Origin of the sequence: Mesorhizobium sp. M1312 (assembly GCF_040318115.1) — a bacterium.
Lineage (GTDB): Bacteria > Pseudomonadota > Alphaproteobacteria > Rhizobiales > Rhizobiaceae > Mesorhizobium.
In genome coordinates this window covers 1-16,014 of the sequence record NZ_JAMYLQ010000007.1, presented here as the reverse complement: position 1 = coordinate 16,014, position 16,014 = coordinate 1, and the positions used below count along the sequence as shown (strand labels likewise).

At 62.9% G+C, this 16,014-nt stretch carries 17 protein-coding genes and 1 pseudogene; 12 read left to right on the top strand and 6 right to left on the bottom strand.

Features of this window, described 5'->3' with window-relative positions; all coding sequences use genetic code 11:
- The first annotated feature begins 72 nt into the window (after positions 1–72).
- The 8 genes from ehuB to doeB all read left to right on the top strand — a co-directional run bounded on the left by ehuB (position 73) and on the right by doeB (position 7,486).
- On the top strand, positions 73–924 hold the full coding sequence (gene ehuB, locus NKH36_RS10780; RefSeq protein ID WP_352959036.1) for an ectoine/hydroxyectoine ABC transporter substrate-binding protein EhuB: 852 nt from the start codon (positions 73–75) through the stop codon (positions 922–924).
- 223 nt (positions 925–1,147) lie between these two features.
- On the top strand, positions 1,148–1,807 hold the full coding sequence (gene ehuC / locus NKH36_RS10775; RefSeq protein WP_352959038.1) for an ectoine/hydroxyectoine ABC transporter permease subunit EhuC: 660 nt from the start codon (positions 1,148–1,150) through the stop codon (positions 1,805–1,807).
- A 16-nt stretch (positions 1,808–1,823) separates the two neighbouring features.
- On the top strand, positions 1,824–2,483 hold the full coding sequence (ehuD, locus tag NKH36_RS10770) for an ectoine/hydroxyectoine ABC transporter permease subunit EhuD (protein WP_352959040.1): 660 nt from the start codon (positions 1,824–1,826) through the stop codon (positions 2,481–2,483).
- A gap of 6 nt (positions 2,484–2,489) precedes the next feature.
- Positions 2,490–3,263 carry an ectoine utilization protein EutA gene (eutA, locus tag NKH36_RS10765; protein ID WP_352959042.1) on the top strand — a complete coding sequence of 258 codons (774 nt, stop codon included), beginning with the start codon at positions 2,490–2,492 and terminating at the stop codon, positions 3,261–3,263.
- Between the two features lie 16 nt (positions 3,264–3,279).
- Positions 3,280–4,272, top strand: a complete 993-nt coding sequence (gene eutB / locus NKH36_RS10760) for a hydroxyectoine utilization dehydratase EutB (RefSeq protein WP_352959044.1) — start codon at positions 3,280–3,282, stop codon at positions 4,270–4,272.
- Positions 4,269–5,261: an ectoine utilization protein EutC gene (gene eutC / locus NKH36_RS10755; RefSeq protein WP_352959046.1), complete on the top strand. Its 993-nt coding sequence runs from the start codon at positions 4,269–4,271 to the stop codon at positions 5,259–5,261. The genes eutB and eutC overlap by 4 nt, the downstream gene beginning before the upstream one ends.
- 39 nt (positions 5,262–5,300) lie before the next feature.
- Entirely contained in the window at positions 5,301–6,479 is a 1,179-nt protein-coding gene (gene doeA / locus NKH36_RS10750; RefSeq protein WP_352961788.1) for an ectoine hydrolase DoeA, read from the top strand.
- Positions 6,480–6,484: 5 nt separating this feature from the next.
- A complete protein-coding gene (gene doeB / locus NKH36_RS10745; protein ID WP_352959048.1) occupies positions 6,485–7,486 on the top strand; it encodes a N(2)-acetyl-L-2,4-diaminobutanoate deacetylase DoeB in 1,002 nt (333 codons plus the stop codon).
- 60 nt (positions 7,487–7,546) lie between these two features.
- On the opposite strand, the gene NKH36_RS10740 is transcribed toward doeB, so the two are convergent.
- From NKH36_RS10740 to cueR, 4 genes are all read right to left on the bottom strand, one after another.
- Positions 7,547–8,224: a phytochelatin synthase family protein gene (locus NKH36_RS10740; protein ID WP_352959050.1), complete on the bottom strand. Its 678-nt coding sequence runs from the start codon at positions 8,222–8,224 to the stop codon at positions 7,547–7,549.
- Positions 8,225–8,334: 110 nt separating this feature from the next.
- Positions 8,335–8,745, bottom strand: a complete 411-nt coding sequence (locus NKH36_RS10735) for a cytochrome c (protein ID WP_352959052.1) — start codon at positions 8,743–8,745, stop codon at positions 8,335–8,337.
- Positions 8,720–8,884, bottom strand: coding sequence for a hypothetical protein (locus NKH36_RS10730; protein WP_352959054.1), 165 nt, complete (start codon positions 8,882–8,884; stop codon positions 8,720–8,722). Before NKH36_RS10730 ends, NKH36_RS10735 begins: the two co-directional genes overlap by 26 nt.
- Positions 8,881–9,279, bottom strand: a complete 399-nt coding sequence (gene cueR / locus NKH36_RS10725; protein WP_352959056.1) for a Cu(I)-responsive transcriptional regulator — start codon at positions 9,277–9,279, stop codon at positions 8,881–8,883. Before cueR ends, NKH36_RS10730 begins: the two co-directional genes overlap by 4 nt.
- Before the next feature lie 884 nt (positions 9,280–10,163).
- On the opposite strand from cueR, the gene NKH36_RS10720 reads away from it, so the two are divergent.
- Genes NKH36_RS10720 through NKH36_RS10710 form a run of 3 tightly spaced genes read left to right on the top strand, consistent with a single transcriptional unit; the run spans position 10,164 to position 13,161 of the window.
- Entirely contained in the window at positions 10,164–11,231 is a 1,068-nt protein-coding gene (locus NKH36_RS10720; protein WP_352961783.1) for a type III polyketide synthase, read from the top strand.
- On the top strand, positions 11,228–11,941 hold the full coding sequence (locus NKH36_RS10715; RefSeq protein ID WP_352961781.1) for a methyltransferase domain-containing protein: 714 nt from the start codon (positions 11,228–11,230) through the stop codon (positions 11,939–11,941). The genes NKH36_RS10720 and NKH36_RS10715 overlap by 4 nt, the downstream gene beginning before the upstream one ends.
- Positions 11,938–13,161, top strand: coding sequence for an NAD(P)/FAD-dependent oxidoreductase (locus NKH36_RS10710; protein ID WP_352961778.1), 1,224 nt, complete (start codon positions 11,938–11,940; stop codon positions 13,159–13,161). Before NKH36_RS10715 ends, NKH36_RS10710 begins: the two co-directional genes overlap by 4 nt.
- A 63-nt stretch (positions 13,162–13,224) precedes the next feature.
- Here NKH36_RS10710 and NKH36_RS10705 read toward each other — a convergent pair whose 3' ends face one another.
- Both NKH36_RS10705 and NKH36_RS10700 read right to left on the bottom strand, forming a co-directional pair.
- Entirely contained in the window at positions 13,225–13,524 is a 300-nt protein-coding gene (locus NKH36_RS10705) for a hypothetical protein (RefSeq protein ID WP_352961776.1), read from the bottom strand.
- A 379-nt stretch (positions 13,525–13,903) separates the two neighbouring features.
- A complete protein-coding gene (locus NKH36_RS10700; RefSeq protein WP_352961774.1) occupies positions 13,904–14,167 on the bottom strand; it encodes a hypothetical protein in 264 nt (87 codons plus the stop codon).
- Between the two features lie 244 nt (positions 14,168–14,411).
- Between NKH36_RS10700 and NKH36_RS10695 the strand changes: the two are divergent.
- Positions 14,412–15,854, top strand: a pseudogene (locus NKH36_RS10695) (FAD-binding oxidoreductase).
- Positions 15,855–16,014 lie beyond the last annotated feature (160 nt).

The following is a 16,014-nucleotide window of genomic DNA, read 5'->3' as shown; positions in this document are numbered from 1 at the left end:
CGCCGTCCTCAAGGCGGCGAAGCCGTCCCGTAGAACGACCAAACCAAGAAGAGAAGCAAGGAGTTGGGAACAATGAAGAAACTTGGCATTCTGGCCGGCGTGGCCGGTGTTGCACTGACCGCGATTCTGGCCGCCTCGACCGCGGGATCGGCCGACGACGGCAAGCTCGAAGAGCTCAAGGCACAGGGTTTCGCCCGTGTCGCCATCGCCAACGAGCCGCCCTATACGGCGGTTGCGGCCGACGGCAAGGTTTCGGGTGCGGCGCCCGACGTGGCGCGCGAGATATTCAAGCGCCTCGGCGTCAACGACATCGTCGCCTCGATCTCGGAATATGGCGCCATGATCCCCGGCCTGCAGGCCGGCCGTTTCGACGTCGTCACCGCCGGCCTGTTCATGAAGCCGGAGCGCTGCGCGGCGGTCGCTTATTCGGAGCCGGTGCTGTGCGACGCCGAGGCGATGCTGGTGAAGAAGGGCAACCCGAAGGGCTTCAAGAGCTACGAGGATGTCGCCAAGGACGCCACCGCGACGATCGGGGCGCCGGGCGGCGGCACCGAGGAGAAGCTGGCGCTCACTGCCGGCGTGCCACGTGACCGCGTCATCGTCGTGCCGGACGGCCAGAGTGGCCTGAAGATGCTGCAGGACGGCCGCATCGACGCCTATTCGCTGCCAGTGCTGTCGATCAACGATCTGGTCAAGAAGGCCAACGATCCGAACCTCGAAGTCGTCGCCCCGGTGGTCGGCGCGCCGGTCTATTGCGACGGTGCGGCCTTCAAGAAAGGCGACGAGGCGCTGCGCGACGCCTATGACGTCGAGCTGGCCAAGCTAAAGGAGTCCGGCGAATTCGCCAAGATCATCGAGCCTTACGGCTTCTCGGCAGCGGCAGCGATGTCGACGACGCGCGACAAGCTCTGCTCGGCAAAGTAGGCGCCTCTTTCCTTCTCCCCGCTCACGGGGAGAAGGTGGCCCGAATGCATGTCGCCCAAAAGTGCGCAGCGGTTTTGGGATAACGACATGCACAAACAAGGCCGGATGAGGGGCAGCACCAGTTCTGCCGGGTTGGCTCCCGGCATCTTCTCCCCGTGAACGGGGAGAAGGGGCCAAGACTACCGTCTCGCACAACTGTCAACGTTTGGAAACTCTTGACTTCATGACCCAATGGTCCGGCTATTTCGGCCTGATATTGCAGGGAGCGCTTGTTACCATCGAGCTGACGCTGATGGGATCGGTGCTTGCCCTGATGATGGCGTTTCTCGCCGGGCTGGGGCGGCTGTCGCGTTTTTTCGCCATTCGCGCGCTGGCCACCGCCTATATCGAATTCTTCCGCGGCACCTCGATCTTCGTGCAGTTGTTCTGGGCCTATTTCGTGCTGCCCTTCATCGGCATTTCGCTGACGCCGCTGCAGGCCGGCGTACTGGCGCTGGGCCTCAATGTCGGCGCCTATGCGGCAGAAGTGGTGCGCGGCGCCATCCAGTCGATCGGCCGCGAACAGTACGAGGCCTGCATCGCGGTCAATCTCGGCCGCTGGCAGGCCATGCGTCATGTCATCCTGCCGCAGGCGCTGCTGGTCATGCTGCCGACCTTCGGCAACAACGCCATCGAGTTGCTCAAGGCCACCGCCGTCGTTTCGCTGATTTCGCTCACCGACCTGACCTTCCAGGCGCAAGTGGTGCGCTCGCAGACCGGCAACACGCTGGTGCCGTTCACCACAATCCTCATCATCTATTTCGCCCTTGCGCTGATCATCTCGTGGGGTGTTCGATCGCTCGAAAGGCGCATGGCACGCGGCCTCGACGGGGTGCGGGTCTGATGGATCGGGCCTCATAATGGAATGGGATTGGAATTTCGTCTGGGAGATCATGCCGACGCTGATCCAGGGCGTGAAGATCACCATCCTGGCGACGCTGCTCGGCTCGGTTCTGGCCGCGATCGTGGGGCTGGCCATCGCGCTGGCGCGGCGCTCGCCGAACAAGGGCTTGTCGCGCACCGTCGGCTTCCTCGCCGAGTTCATCCGCGGCACGCCGCTTTTGGTGCAGCTCTATTTCATCTTCTACGTGCTGCCGGATATCGGTATCCTGCTGCCGCCGCTGGTGGCGGGCGTCATCGGCCTCGGCCTGCACTACGGCACCTACACGGCCGAAGTCTATCGCGCCGGTATCGACAATGTGCCACGCGGCCAATGGGAGGCCGCCAAGGCCTGTAATCTGAACGCCAGGCAGACCTGGACCCACATCATCATGCCGCAGGCGATTCCGCCGATGATCCCGGCGCTTGCTAACTACTTCATCGCCATGTTCAAGGAAACGCCGCTGCTGTCGGCGATCACCGTGCTGGAACTGATGAACCAGGCCAAGAGCGTCGCCAACACCTATTACCGCTATGTCGAGCCGATGACCTTGGTCGGCGCCTTCTTCCTCGTCATCAGCCTATTCTCGGTCGTGCTGCTGCGCTGGCTGGAACGCCGCTACGGCAAGATCGAGAGGTAGTCTTTCATGAAACACTTGCCCGAAATCAGATTGACGCCGACACGGCCGGCGCTCGACGCGCGTCCGCTGGAAAAGCGCGTCGGCCTGATCATCCTTGCCACCGACCATACGACCGAACCGGATTTTCGCCGCATGGTGGCAAGCGAGCGGATCGGCGTCTATGTCGCGCGCATCCCCTACGCCAATCCGACGACGCCGGAGAATTTGCGCAAAATGCAGCCGTCGCTGACGGCCGGCGCGGCGCTCATCCTGCCCGACGAGCCGCTCGACGCGATCTGCTATTCCTGCACCTCGGCCTCCGTGGTCATCGGCGATGCCGAGATCAAGGCGGCGGCGCAGGCAGCCAAGCCCGGCGTGCCCGTGGTCACGCCGCCGTTGGCAGGGGTGCGCGGCTTGAAGGCGCTGGGCGCCAGGACGATCAGCATTCTCACTCCCTACACGGTCGAGACCAGCCGGCCGATGGCGGCCTATTTCGCGGCGCACGGGTTCGAGATCGTCAGCTTCACCTGTCTCGGCTTCGAGGACGACCGCGAGATGGCGCGGATTGCGCCGGCGTTGCTGGTCGATCTGGCGCGCGAGGCGACCGATGCGCAAGCGGACGCGCTGTTCGTCTCCTGCACGGCGCTGCGGGCAGCACTTGCCGTGGTCGGCATGGAAGAGGCGATCGGCCGTCCGGTCGTCACCAGCAACCAGGCGACGGCCTGGAACTGCCTGCGGCTTTGCGGCGACGACGAGCCGCGCGCCGAATTCGGCCGTCTGATGACGCTGCCTTTGAATTGATTGCAGAGCAAAGGTCATGACTGCGAACGACGTCACCCTCTCCGATATCCGCGCGGCGCGCGAGCGCATCGCAGGCAAGGTCGAGCGTACGCCGACTATGCTTTCCCCGAGTCTTTCCGGACGCTTGGGCGCGCCTGTTTATCTCAAGCTCGAACATCGGCAGACTACCGGCAGCTTCAAGCTGCGTGGCGCCTCGAACGCCGTTGCTTCGCTGAACGCCGAGGAGAAGGCGCGCGGCGTGGTCGCCGCCTCGACCGGCAATCACGGCCGGGCGCTGGCTCATGCGGCGAAGCTCGAAGGCATGCGCGCGACGATCTGCATGTCGCGACTGGTGCCGCAGAATAAGCTCGACGAAATCCGCCGGCTCGGCGCCGAGATCCGCATTGTCGGCAACAGCCAGGACGATGCGCAGCAGGAGGTCGAACGGCTGGTCGCGGAAGAGGGACTGGTCATGCTGCCGCCCTTCGACCATCCTGATATCATCGCCGGGCAAGGCACGCTCGGGCTGGAGATCATCGAGCAGGTTGCGGACGCCGCCCTGGTGCTGGTGCCGCTGTCGGGTGGCGGGCTGGCGGCGGGTGTCGCCGCTGCCGTGAAGGGTGTCAGTCCGAGCACTAAGGTCATCGGCGTTTCAATGGCGCGGGGTGCGGCGATGAAGGCGAGCCTCGATGCCGGACATCCAGTTTTGGTCGAAGAACTGCCGACGCTGGCGGATTCGCTCGGCGGTGGCATCGGCCTCGACAACCGGCTGACCTTCTCGATGTGCCGCGACCTGCTCGACGATGTGATCCTGCTCAGCGAGGGCGAGATCGCCGCTGGCATCCGCCATGCCTATGAACAGGAGCGCGAAATCGTCGAAGGCGCCGGCGCGGTCGCCATCGCCGCCGTGCTTGCCGGCAAGGTCAGGGGGAGCGGCCCCACGGTGCTCATTCTGTCGGGCCGCAACATCGACATGACGCTGCACAGGAAAATCATCTATGGCGAAGCGATCGAGGAGAGCGCCGTATGAGCCGGATGACGATACTCACCGAAGCCGAATTGCGCGCAATCGTGAAGCTCGATCTCGATGCCGTCGCCTGCGTCGAGAATGCGTTCCGCGCGCTTGCCACCTTGTCGGTGGCGATGCCGCCGATCCTGCGGCTCGACATTCCCGAGCATCGCGGCGAGGTCGACGTCAAAACTGCCTATGTGCCCGGGATCGACGGTTTTGCCATCAAGATCAGTCCCGGCTTCTTCGACAATCCGAAGCTCGGCCTGCCCAGCGTCAACGGCATGATGGTGCTGCTGTCGTCAAAAACCGGGCTGGTCGAGGCGCTGCTGCTCGACAATGGCTATTTGACCGACATCCGCACCGCCGCCGCCGGAGCGGTCGCGGCCAAACACCTTTCGCGGCCGGACTCCTCGATCGCCGCGATCTTCGGCGCCGGCGTCCAGGCTGGACTGCAGCTCGAGGCGCTTATGCTGGTGCGGCCGATCGCCGAGGCCCGCATCTGGGCCAGGGACGCCGCCAAGGCCGAGGCTGCGGCGGATGCATTGCGCGAAAAGCTGGGCATCGTCGTGCATGCCGAGCCCGATGCGGCAACGACGGTGGCCGGCGCCGACATCATCGTCACCACGACGCCATCGACCGAACCGCTGATCAAAGCCGGCTTCATCTCCGCCGGCCAGCATATCACCGCGATGGGCTCCGACGCCGAGCATAAGAACGAGATCGCGCCGGCGATCCTGCGCATGGCCGATCTCTACGTCGCCGACAGCGCGAAACAGACGCGGCTGCTGGGCGAACTGCATCATGCCATCGCGACGGGCGTGATGGCGGCCGATGCCGAGATCACCGAGCTCGGCCAGATCATCGCCGGCGAACGACATGGCCGGCGCTCGGCCAGCGACATCACCATCGCCGACCTGACCGGCACCGGCGTGCAGGACACGGCGATCGCCACGCTCGCCCGCGACCGTGCCCGGGCGGCTAACACCGGTACGATTTTCGAAAGCTGATGCTGGCCGCGAGGGCCCAACAAACGAGGACCAAGAACAATGCAGCCTAATCTCAAATTCTCGCGCGGCGAATATGCGGAGCGCCTCGCCAAGACACGGAAGGCCATGGAGGCCAAGGGCGTCGATCTGCTTGTTGTCAGCGACCCGTCCAACATGGCCTGGCTGACCGGCTATGACGGCTGGTCGTTTTATGTGCACCAGGCCGTCATCGTGCCGCCGTCGGGCGAACCGGTGTGGTACGGGCGCGGCCAGGACGCCAACGGCGCCAAGCGTACCGCCTACCTCGCCCACGACAACATCGTTGGCTATGCCGACCATTATGTGCAGTCGACCGAACGTCACCCGATGGATTTTCTCTCGCAGGTGCTGGCCGATCGCGGCTGGGGCAAGCTCGCGATCGGTGTCGAGATGGACAATTACTGGTTCTCGGCCGCTGCCTTCGCGTCGCTGCAGAAACATCTGCCCAATGCCCGCTTCGTCGATGCCACGGCACTGGTCAACTGGCAGCGCGCGGTGAAGAGCCCGACCGAAATCGACTATATGCGCAAGGCCGCTCGCATCGTGGAAGCGATGCACCAGCGCATCGTCGACAAGATCGAAGTCGGCATGCGCAAATGCGACCTGGTCGCCGAGATCTATGATGCCGGCACGCGCGGCGTCGACGGCATCGGCGGCGACTATCCGGCGATCGTGCCGCTGCTGCCGTCGGGCGCCGACGCGTCGGCGCCGCATCTGACCTGGGACGACAGGCCGATGAAGTCAGGCGAGGGCACCTTCTTCGAGATAGCCGGCTGCTATAACCGCTATCATTGTCCGCTTTCCCGGACTGTGTTCCTTGGTAAACCCACGCAGGAATTCCTCGATGCCGAAAAGGCGACGCTGGAAGGCATGGAGGCCGGGCTTGCCGCGGCAAAGCCTGGCAATACGTGCGAAGATATCGCCAATGCTTTCTTCGCGGTGCTCAAGAGATACGGTATCGTCAAGGACAACCGCACCGGCTATCCGATCGGGCTTTCCTACCCGCCGGACTGGGGCGAGCGCACGATGAGCCTGCGTCCTGGCGACCGCACCGAGCTGAAGCCCGGCATGACCTTCCATTTCATGACCGGCCTGTGGCTGGAGACGATGGGGCTCGAGATCACCGAATCCATCCTGATCACCGAGACCGGTGTCGAGTGCCTGGCCAATGTGCCGCGTAAGCTGGTGGTGAAGGATTGAGCCCGGTGTCCCACCTTCGCCCGTCACCGATCACGCCGACCGTCGATTTCGACCGCGACGGCGTGCAGCACGGTTTCCTGCACCTGCCTTATAGCCGCGACGATTCGGCCTGGGGATCGGTGATGATCCCGATTTGCGTGATCCGCAACGGCAACGGGCCGAGCGCGTTGCTCACCGGCGGCAATCATGGCGACGAATATGAGGGGCCGCTGGCGCTCTACGATCTCGCCCGTACGCTCGATCCGAAGCAAGTCAGCGGCACGGTGATCATCGTGCCGGCGATGAACTATCCGGCGTTCCGCGCCGGCACCCGCACCTCGCCGATCGACAAGGGCAATCTGAACCGCAGCTTTCCCGGCCGGCCCGACGGCACGGTGACCGAGAAGATCGCGGATTACTTCCAGCGCGAACTGCTGCCGCGCACCGATATCGCGCTCGACTTCCATTCCGGCGGCAAGACGCTCGACTTCGTGCCGTTCTGTGCCGCCCATATCCGGCCCGACAAAGTGCTGGAGGCAAAGGGGTTCGCGGCGGTCGAAGCGTTTTCGGCGCCGTGGTCGATGAAGATGCTGGAGATCGACGCGGTCGGCATGTTCGACACTGCGGCCGAAGAGATGGGCAAGCTGTTCATCACCACCGAGCTTGGAGGGGGTGGGACCTCCCGCGCGGAGACGGTGCGGATCGCGCGTCGCGGCGTGCTCAATGTGCTGCGCCATGCCGGCATTGTCGCCGGTGCAGTCGAGATGCAGCCGACCCGCTGGCTCGACATGCCGTCGGGCGATTGCTTCTCGTTCGCCGAGGACGACGGGATGATCGAGACGATGATCGATCTCGGCGAGCCTGTTGAGGAGGGCCAGGTCCTGGCGCGCATCCACTCCATCGGTCGCACGGGTACGGCACCTCAGGAGATCAGGGCAACAATGTCAGGCCTTCTGGCCGCGCGGCATTTCCCCGGACTGGTCAAGGCAGGCGACTGCACCGCCGTGGTCGCTGTGCTCGTTGATTGAAGGCAGCCGCAGGGACTCGGCTCATGGACTAGGTAGTCTGCGAAACTGCTTGCGACCGTGCTACTCGATAAGCAGTAAGCCGCGCTTTTTGTCGCCATCGCTGTCGATTGTGTCCATGGCGGAGAACAGGCGCTCACGCTCGATCAGCCAGGGCTTGTAGTCCTCGTTTACGTCGAGGACGAAAACCATGTCCTCGGCCTCCAGATACCCTCCGACCGGGGAAAAATGGCCAGCGCCGGCGCCGAAAATCTTCTCACGGGTAAAGTTGACGATGTAACGGCGGCCGGGATCGTTGGCGCGCTTCATGTGCTCGCGAAACGCATCAGCGCCCAGATTCCGAAGCACGGAGACCTTCCGTCTGGTGTTGGTTCGAGCGACCTCGGCAAGCTCGTCCAGCGTGAGCCCGATGATGCAAAAGCCTGTCCAACACTTTCCGGTTCCCGCGAGGACTTCGGCTTCGGTTGTCTCCTCCTCGCCGATGGAGCGGAATGCGTTCGCGACACTTGCCGGGCCGCACCTTGATCCGTTTAATTGCCATGTGACATCGGCATTGAAAGTGGCAGCCACGGGGAGCTTCCAGGCACTGTCAATCAATTCAGGGGTGCGGGTAACCGATGACTGGATTGCACCTTGCGAAACTCTGGACTGGCCAGCGATCAAAAGTGCGCCGCCGCCCAGCAGGCCGACGACGGCGATTACACTGCCGACAATCACACCGAAAGCGGGACTGCGCTTCATTGCTGAACTCGGAGGTAGCAACAGGACAATGAAGAAAAGGTACCGCAGCGTCAATCAACGCCGCATCCGGCCAATCAGCCATCCGGTCCTGCAACAGGATCGGTCGGCCTTCACAGGACCTTCTGCCGGAAGTTCGAATGACAGCTTGAGCAATCCTGCAGGATAAGATGGAGGAGGTGCTCGGCGGGAGCCTTGGCAGGATCGGCTTCCGCCGCTGCCGGCCGCTTGCCAAGCAGGCTGCCGCCGCCCATCGCCGGGCCGGAACCCATCCTCATATCGTCGGTAATGCTGGCGGGCGCCCGCTCGGCCTTGGCTGCCAGCGTGCTGGCCAGCGTCCCGATGTGGCGGGCCAGCGCCTCGAATTCCGAACGGGCTTGATCAATCTCCAACTTGGCGCCCGAAGGCGCGCCCAAAGTCGCGCTGGGAAATTCCGCAATGAGGGCAGGGCCGGTGCGGGCGCGAATGGTTCCGGCCGCCGCCTTGAAGGCCGCGGCGTCATAGGCCAGCTTGCCCTCGAACATCCCCGCGATCGTCTTCGGCGGCGGCCATCTCCTTCATCGAGGCCTGGCGCGTCGCGACGATTGGGTCAGGTCCGGCCGCGGCCACCACAGCGGAGGCGCAGGCAAGCGACAGCATCACCGCGGCGGCGGTCCATTTCACTGAACCATGCCCTCTCCCGCCAGTTCGTCGATGATCGGGCAGTCCGGCCGCTCGTCGCCCTGGCAGTGCTCGATCAAATGATGCAGCAGGCCGCGCAATCCCACGAGTTCGGCGATCTTCCTGTCGATCTCCACCAGCTTAGCTTCGGCGATAGATTTGACGTCGGCGCTCTCGCGGTCCTTGTCTTGATAGAGCGACAGCAACTGGCGGCACTCTTCGACCGAAAATCCCAGGCTGCGCGAGCGCTGCAGAAATCGGAGGCGGTGGATATCGGCCGTCGAATAATCACGATAACCATTGTCTGTCCGGGCCGGGCGCAAAAGCCCGATGTCCTCGTAGTAGCGTATTGTCTTGGACGGCAGGCCGGATTTTTCGGAAGCGACGCCAATGTTCATGATGAAAATCTCCGTTTGCATGGAAATTAGACCTTCCAGCAGCTGGAAGGTCAACTGCCATGGTAATTTTCACGCGTTGCAGCCATTGCGGGAGGGGGAGGGCGACGAGGCCGGGGCGTCAGACGAGAACGTTGGGTCTTGAAGGGTATTGGGTCGGGCGGGCGCCTCGCCCGTGAAGGAGCAGGAGGGTTAGCGCGCGCCCACACACCCCCACGTGAGTTCCAGGGTCGACCCAAGTACTATCTGATCCTGCGTCGCCTTTTCGTTAAAGGCGAATGTTAACGAAGGCCAAGGAAGCTGAGTATCGCTATTACGATAACAATGGCCCCAACCAGCCAGATGATATTATTCATGACAGCTCTCCTTTGTCTTTGCCGCGAATCCTGGGCAGCTGGACATAATTTGTGGAACGCCTGCTCGGCGTTCTTGTTCCAATAGCCGTCCTTAGGACCGGGGGGGCCCCCCCCGGGGGGGGGGCGGGGGGGCCCCGCCGCGCGCCGCCGCCCCCCCCCCGACCGGGGTACAGGCCCCGATCCAGCAGCCAATATCCGGGAGATACTCGCTGTCATCTACAACTGTTAGTATTCGCTAATGTTCCATCGATCAGCAAAAAGACCGTGCCCAGTGACGGCCGGACGCAATGGCGTCTCGGCCCGAAGCGCGGGCTCTTGGTGGACGCGTCGGCAATGGAGCCTATGTTCCTAGTACCCGCGAGCTGCAGCATCGGCTGGTAACAGCACAAGCTGAACCTCGGGATGAAATCAGTTCTCTGAAACGTTTATCGAACAACACTCAAAACCTGATGTCACATCTGGTGCTGATGACCAAACAACCTCCGGCGGTGGCCTCAAGATACACCGTGCACAACGCCGAGGAGACAGAATATGCCGGCCAAAGCGTACATCAACCGGATCGCGACAGCGGTGCCGGAGCACGAGGTTCATCAATTCTATCTGCGTTTCGCGGCCTCCATGCTTGCGGCCGATCGCCGAAGAATTTTCAAACGTATGGCTGACCTTGCCGGCATCGAGCACCGCTATTCCTGCTTTGCTCCTGCCGGCGACCCCGAGGGACCATCAGCAGATCTGGCCGGGAGGTTCATCCGGGGCGCCTTTCCTGGAACGGCCGAGAGAATGGCAATGTTCTGTCATGCCGCACCTGTTCTGGCGCAAAAAGGCGTCGACGGATTGGAGCTTGGTGGCGGTGCTTCCCGCATCACCCACCTCATCGTCACCACCTGCACCGGTTTTACAGCGCCGGGCATCGACCTGGAGCTGGTTGCGCGATGCGGCCTGCCGGAAAGGGTCGAACGCTCAATGATTGGGTTCATGGGCTGCTACGCGGCGATCAACGGCCTCAAGCTTGCCCGCCACATCGTCCGCTCCGATCCGCAGGCCAGGGTCCTGCTGGTCAATATTGAACTTTGCACGATGCATCTGCGCGAAACCAGCGAGCTGGAAAAGCTGCTGTCGTTCTGTCTCTGGAGCGATGGCTGTGCGGCTGCGCTCGTCACCGCCGAACCGCACGGCATCGAGCTCGAAAGCTTTTACTGTATCGTGGCGCATGAGCGGCGGGATCTGATGAGCTGGAGCATTCGCGACCACGGTTTCGAGATGATTCTTTCCGGCCAGGTCCCGGCAGCGATCCATGAAGCGTTGCGGAGCAACCAGGACGCCATTCTCGGCGGCCGGATGGCGGAAGCGATCGACCTCTGGGCCGTGCACCCGGGTGGACGTTCGGTTCTCGACGCCGTGGAGAGGGCGCTGAAACTTGCACCCACCGCGCTGGAGCCATCGCGCGAGGTGTTGCGCCGATACGGAAACATGTCGTCCGCGACCGTCATGTTCGTGATGAAAGAGATGTTGAAGGCGTCACCAGGCCAGCTTGGCTGCGGCATGTCGTTCGGACCTGGGCTGACGGCCGAAACCATGCTTTTCCGAACGGTGTCATGAGCGGCCTGGAGCACCGGCAGCTTGAGCCGGAAATCCTCGACGGACTTGCGGGCGACGATCCGCGAGCGCTTGCCGCGCGCCGCGACCTCCGTCGTATCAACGCCCTGATGTTTCAGGCGAGGATCATGGCGTCGCTGCTCCGGAAATTTGTGCCAAAGCCGCCACGCCGGATTCTGGAGATCGGCGCCGGCGATGGCTCCTTCATGCTGGCGGTAGCGCGGCGCGTAACCGGGCACTGGCCTGGAGTCGAGCTGGTAATGCTCGATCGCGTCGACCTCATCACCGCGCAATTGCGTGTTGATTTCGATAGGCTGGGATGGACGGTTCAAGGCGTCACCGCCGATGTCTTCGACTGGGCGAGAAAGAATGAGGGCACGCGGTTCGACGCGATCACCGTCAATCTGTTTCTGCATCATTTCGACGACACCGAACTCGCGCGTCTGTTTTCGCTGATGGCGCCGAAGGCCCCGTTGCTGTTGGCGACCGAGCCGTTGCGGACCAAATTGGCGTTGGCCGCGACGCGTCTTCTGCCGGTAATCGGCGCCAATGACGTGACACGAAACGACGCGGCTCAAAGCGTGCGTGCCGGCTTTCGCGGCAGCGAGCTTTCCGGTCTCTGGCTCGCAGCAAACGGCAAACCGGTCGAGGAACGGCGCGCCGGCCTTTTTTCTCACATTTTCGTCGGTACCGGCGCCGGTCATGACCTATGACGCGATTGTCGACCCACGACGCGATCATCATAGGCGCCGGCCCGGCGGGCACATCCGTCGCGCTGACGTTGGCCCGGCGCGGATGGGCCGTGGCTATTGTGGAAAAGAGCGCATTCCCGCGCCGCAAGGTCTGCGGCGAGTATATATCGGCAAGCAATCTTGCGCTTCTGGACCGGTTGGAGATCGGCGAAGCGTGGCGTGCCAATGCCGGCCCTGAAATCCGCCGTGTCGGCTTCTTTTGCGGCGATGCGAGTGTCGAGGCGCCAATGCCTCCTGCGAAAGATGGGCCCTGCGAGAAAAAAGATGGTTTCGGCCGGGCGCTCGGCCGGGACATTCTCGACTGTCTGCTTTTGCAGGCGGCGCGATCGGCGGGCGTCGAAATCTTTCAACCTTGCCGCGCCGTCGCCATCGATCGGGATGGCGAGATGCAAATGGTGCGAACTCAAGCCGGAAACGAAACGACGATGTTGCGTGCGCCGGTGATTGTCGCCGCACACGGCTCCTGGGAACCAGGACCGCTGCCCAGCCAACTCGGGAGGACCAACTGCCCTTCGGACCTGCTCGGCTTCAAGGCGCATTTCACCGAGTCGTCCCTGGCGCCTGATTTGATGCCCCTGCTGGTGTTTCCGGGCGGTTATGGCGGCATGGTTTCGGCGGATCATGGCCGGCTGTCGATTTCGTGCTGCATTCGGCGCGACATGCTCGCACTGTTGCGCAAACAACCTGGCCCCAACCACCAGAGCCATTTGTCGGCCGCCGATGCGGTCTTCCGTCATCTGATGGAATCGTGTCGGGGTGTCAGGGATGCCCTGGAGTCAGCTCACGCGGACGGTCCGTGGCTTGCCGCAGGTCCGATCCGGCCGGGAATTCGCTCCTGCTACGAACGGGACATTTTCCGCGTCGGCAATGCAGCCGGAGAGTCTCATCCTGTTATCGCCGAGGGCATCTCGATGGCGCTTCAGTCCGGCTGGCTGCTGGCCGCGGAACTCTCATGCGCGCCAAGCGGCCGTGCAGGGCGCGAGGCTGCCGGTAGGCGCTATGAGACGGCCTGGAAGAGACTGTTTTCGACACGGGTCTACGCCGCTGCAGCGATTGCCGGAATTACCCTTCGCCCCGGGAACGCCACCTTGATGGCGGCAATTATCCGGAGTTTTCCGCAGGCACTGACACTGGGCGCGCTATTAAGCGGAAAGACAAAGCCGGTTCCCGGCTTTGTCTAAAGTGGTGCGGCGCACCATGCGCAAACGAAGGCACTACAGCGTGCTCAACAAGCGCTGGCTCCGTCACTTGGGGCAATTCTCCATGTCCGAAGTTGCAGTGCCACTGGCGGAGTTTGTATTCGCATCGGCGCCTGCCGTTTCCTTACACCGGTCACCCATGCCGTCGGCGCCGTTGGTTGTTGAACCGGTTACGTTTGGATCGGCAGGAGTGGCATTATCGGTGCCGGGAGCCATGGTGCCAGTGCCTGTCCCAGTGCCCGCTCCCGGATCGCTGGTGCCGGATCCTGTGCCGGTTGATTGCGCCATCGCCGAAGTGGCAAGGGCGATGCTGAGTACGGTTGCAGAAAGGATTTTCTTCATCATGGTGGGGGTCTCCATTCGAGTTGCATCGCTAATTGCGATGATTATCCAACGAGCGTTTTTTGGAGTTGTTCCATCAGACAGAAATTGTGATCGAAGGGTTGAGCCCTATGGCGATCAAGCAGCAACGCTGGGCAGCAATGCTGGCGAAACGGAAAACGGGCGCCCTTCTTTTTTCGGTTTCGATGGAACAAGATCCGCCGGCCATGGTTTGGAAGCGCAGTCGTTCTACTCCAGCGACTATGAAAAGCCGTTCGCACGGCGTTCGGACAAAGGCCCCGCGCTTCCTCCCGCGGGGTCTTTTCTGTCGCTGCAGGAACTTTCACGGAATTTGGAGCGCACCCGAAACGGGCCGGCTAGGCGCGCTGTTGAATGCCGCCGTTCAAGGCTCGTCGATATCTTGCTTCGAGGGGTTGCGTGAGATGGCGCGTTCCTCCTCGTCATCCGGCAGCGCCTCGTCGCTGTTCTGGTACGGATTGTCGTCGTCTTCCTCGGGCAGTTCAGCCTCCTTCTCGACGTCGTAACGGATGTCGCCGTTTCCGGGTACGCTGTCCGGGAGAATTTTACTGCCTTTGATCGCGTCCCAATCCTGCTGTTCGATGGTCGGGCCCTCGGACGGATCGTCGGGTTTTCTGCGCGGTGCCATCTGAGCTCTCCTATGCATTGGTTGCTGATATGGCTTAACTCCGCGACCGCTGTGTAGTTCCTCGACCGAACCGGCGGAGACCGCCTTACGGCGATCCAGCAGCCATCTCGGTTTGGCCTGCCGGCGGGGCTTTTTACCAATACCGCCCGGCAAGCCACTAGGAACTTGCGTGACCTCTAATATAGGGGCGCACTTCGAAACGGGTGGAGGGAAAACGGCTCAAAAAACAATCGGGAGGAAAGCCATGGATAGCATGAGCTTCACCACGCTTGAACGCGGCAAGACAACAGTCGATGCCGCGGCCTTGGACGCGCTTTGGGCGCAATTGCGCGGCACTGTGCTGAGGGAAGGCGACGCCACCTATGACGAGGCACGCAGCATCTGGAATGCCATGATCGACCGGCGGCCAGGGCTGATCGTGTGCTGCGCCGGTGCCGCCGACGTTATCGCCGCCGTCAATTTTGCCAGGGAAAACAGGCTGCTCGTCGCGGTTCGCGGCGGCGGCCACAACATCGCCGGCAGCGCCGTCTGCGACGGCGGCCTGGTGATCGATCTGTCGCCGATGAAGTCGGTGCGGGTCGATCCGGCGACGCGGCGGGCATGGGTGGAACCTGGCGCGACGCTCGCGGATGTCGACGCGGAAACACAGGCCTTCAGATTGGCGGTGCCGATCGGTATCAACTCGACCACCGGCATCTCAGGCCTGATGCTGGGCGGCGGCTTCGGCTGGATCACGCGGAAATTCGGCCTGCCTGACCATCGACAATCTTCTCTGCGCCGATGTGGTTACCGCCGACGGCAAGCTGCTGCGCGCCAGCCAGACCGAAAATCCGGACCTGTTCTGGGCGCTGCGCGGTGGCGGCGGCAATTTCGGCGTCGTCACGGCCTTCGAGTTCAAGCTCCACCAAGTCGGTCCGCAGATACTGTCGGGACTTGTCGTTCATCCCTTCGCCGATGCCGAAAACGTGTTGGAGGAATACCGAGCGGCGCTCGAAGCAGCGCCCAATAAGCTGACCTGCTGGGTGGTCATGCGGCAGGCGCCGCCGCTGCCGTTCCTGCCGGCCGAATGGCATGGCAAGGAGGTGCTGGTTCTGGCTATGTGCTATTGCGGCGACCTTCAGCAGGGCGAGAAAGCGACGCAAAGGCTTCGCGCCATCGGCACACCGATTGCCGATGTCGTCGGACCCAACCCGTTCACCGGCTGGGAGCAGGCATTCGATCCGTTGCTGACGCCCGGTGCCCGCAACTACTGGAAGAGCCATGACTTCACCGAGCTTTCCGACAGCGCGATCGAGGTCGTCACGGCGGCGATACCCAGGCTTCCGGGGCCGGAATGCGAGATATTCTTCGCCCATATCGGCGGTGCCGCGGGCCGCGTGACAGCGGAGGCAACGGCGTTTCCGCAACGCAGCGCGCATTTCGTCATGAATGTCCACGCCCGCTGGCGCGAACCGGAAATGGACCGCGCCTGCATCGACTGGGCGCGCGGTGTTACGAGGCGGCCAGGCCCTATGCCGCCGGCACGGCCTATGTGAACTTCATGCCCGAGGACGAGGTCGACCGGGTCGAAGCAGCCTATGGCGGCAATTATCCGCGGCTCCTGGAAATCAAGCAGCGATATGATCCGCTGAACCTGTTCCGTATGAACCAGAACTTGCGGCCGGTGGAAAGCCTGCGCGCTGCATAGGCGTGCGCAGCATGACAAAGGCCCGCGCCTCCAACTGAGGACGCCGGCCTCATTTTCGGGTCATGCCCTAGGCCATGTGGACAGTTACCGCAACCATAGGACAATAGCCGCGAGAGTGACAACGGCGCGGTAATTGCGGGCGGTTTTCTCGAAGCGGGTA

Coding starts and splice junctions, on each gene's coding strand:
- ehuB (WP_352959036.1), top strand. CDS start 73: ATGAAGAAACTTGGCATTCTGGCCGGCGTGGCCGGTGTTGCACTGACC.
- ehuC (WP_352959038.1), top strand. CDS start 1,148: ATGACCCAATGGTCCGGCTATTTCGGCCTGATATTGCAGGGAGCGCTT.
- ehuD (WP_352959040.1), top strand. CDS start 1,824: ATGGAATGGGATTGGAATTTCGTCTGGGAGATCATGCCGACGCTGATC.
- eutA (WP_352959042.1), top strand. CDS start 2,490: ATGAAACACTTGCCCGAAATCAGATTGACGCCGACACGGCCGGCGCTC.
- eutB (WP_352959044.1), top strand. CDS start 3,280: ATGACTGCGAACGACGTCACCCTCTCCGATATCCGCGCGGCGCGCGAG.
- eutC (WP_352959046.1), top strand. CDS start 4,269: ATGAGCCGGATGACGATACTCACCGAAGCCGAATTGCGCGCAATCGTG.
- doeA (WP_352961788.1), top strand. CDS start 5,301: ATGCAGCCTAATCTCAAATTCTCGCGCGGCGAATATGCGGAGCGCCTC.
- NKH36_RS10740 (WP_352959050.1), bottom strand. CDS start 8,224: ATGAAGCGCAGTCCCGCTTTCGGTGTGATTGTCGGCAGTGTAATCGCC.
- NKH36_RS10735 (WP_352959052.1), bottom strand. CDS start 8,745: ATGTTCGAGGGCAAGCTGGCCTATGACGCCGCGGCCTTCAAGGCGGCG.
- cueR (WP_352959056.1), bottom strand. CDS start 9,279: ATGAACATTGGCGTCGCTTCCGAAAAATCCGGCCTGCCGTCCAAGACA.
- NKH36_RS10720 (WP_352961783.1), top strand. CDS start 10,164: ATGCCGGCCAAAGCGTACATCAACCGGATCGCGACAGCGGTGCCGGAG.
- NKH36_RS10715 (WP_352961781.1), top strand. CDS start 11,228: ATGAGCGGCCTGGAGCACCGGCAGCTTGAGCCGGAAATCCTCGACGGA.
- NKH36_RS10710 (WP_352961778.1), top strand. CDS start 11,938: ATGACGCGATTGTCGACCCACGACGCGATCATCATAGGCGCCGGCCCG.
- NKH36_RS10705 (WP_352961776.1), bottom strand. CDS start 13,524: ATGATGAAGAAAATCCTTTCTGCAACCGTACTCAGCATCGCCCTTGCC.
- NKH36_RS10700 (WP_352961774.1), bottom strand. CDS start 14,167: ATGGCACCGCGCAGAAAACCCGACGATCCGTCCGAGGGCCCGACCATC.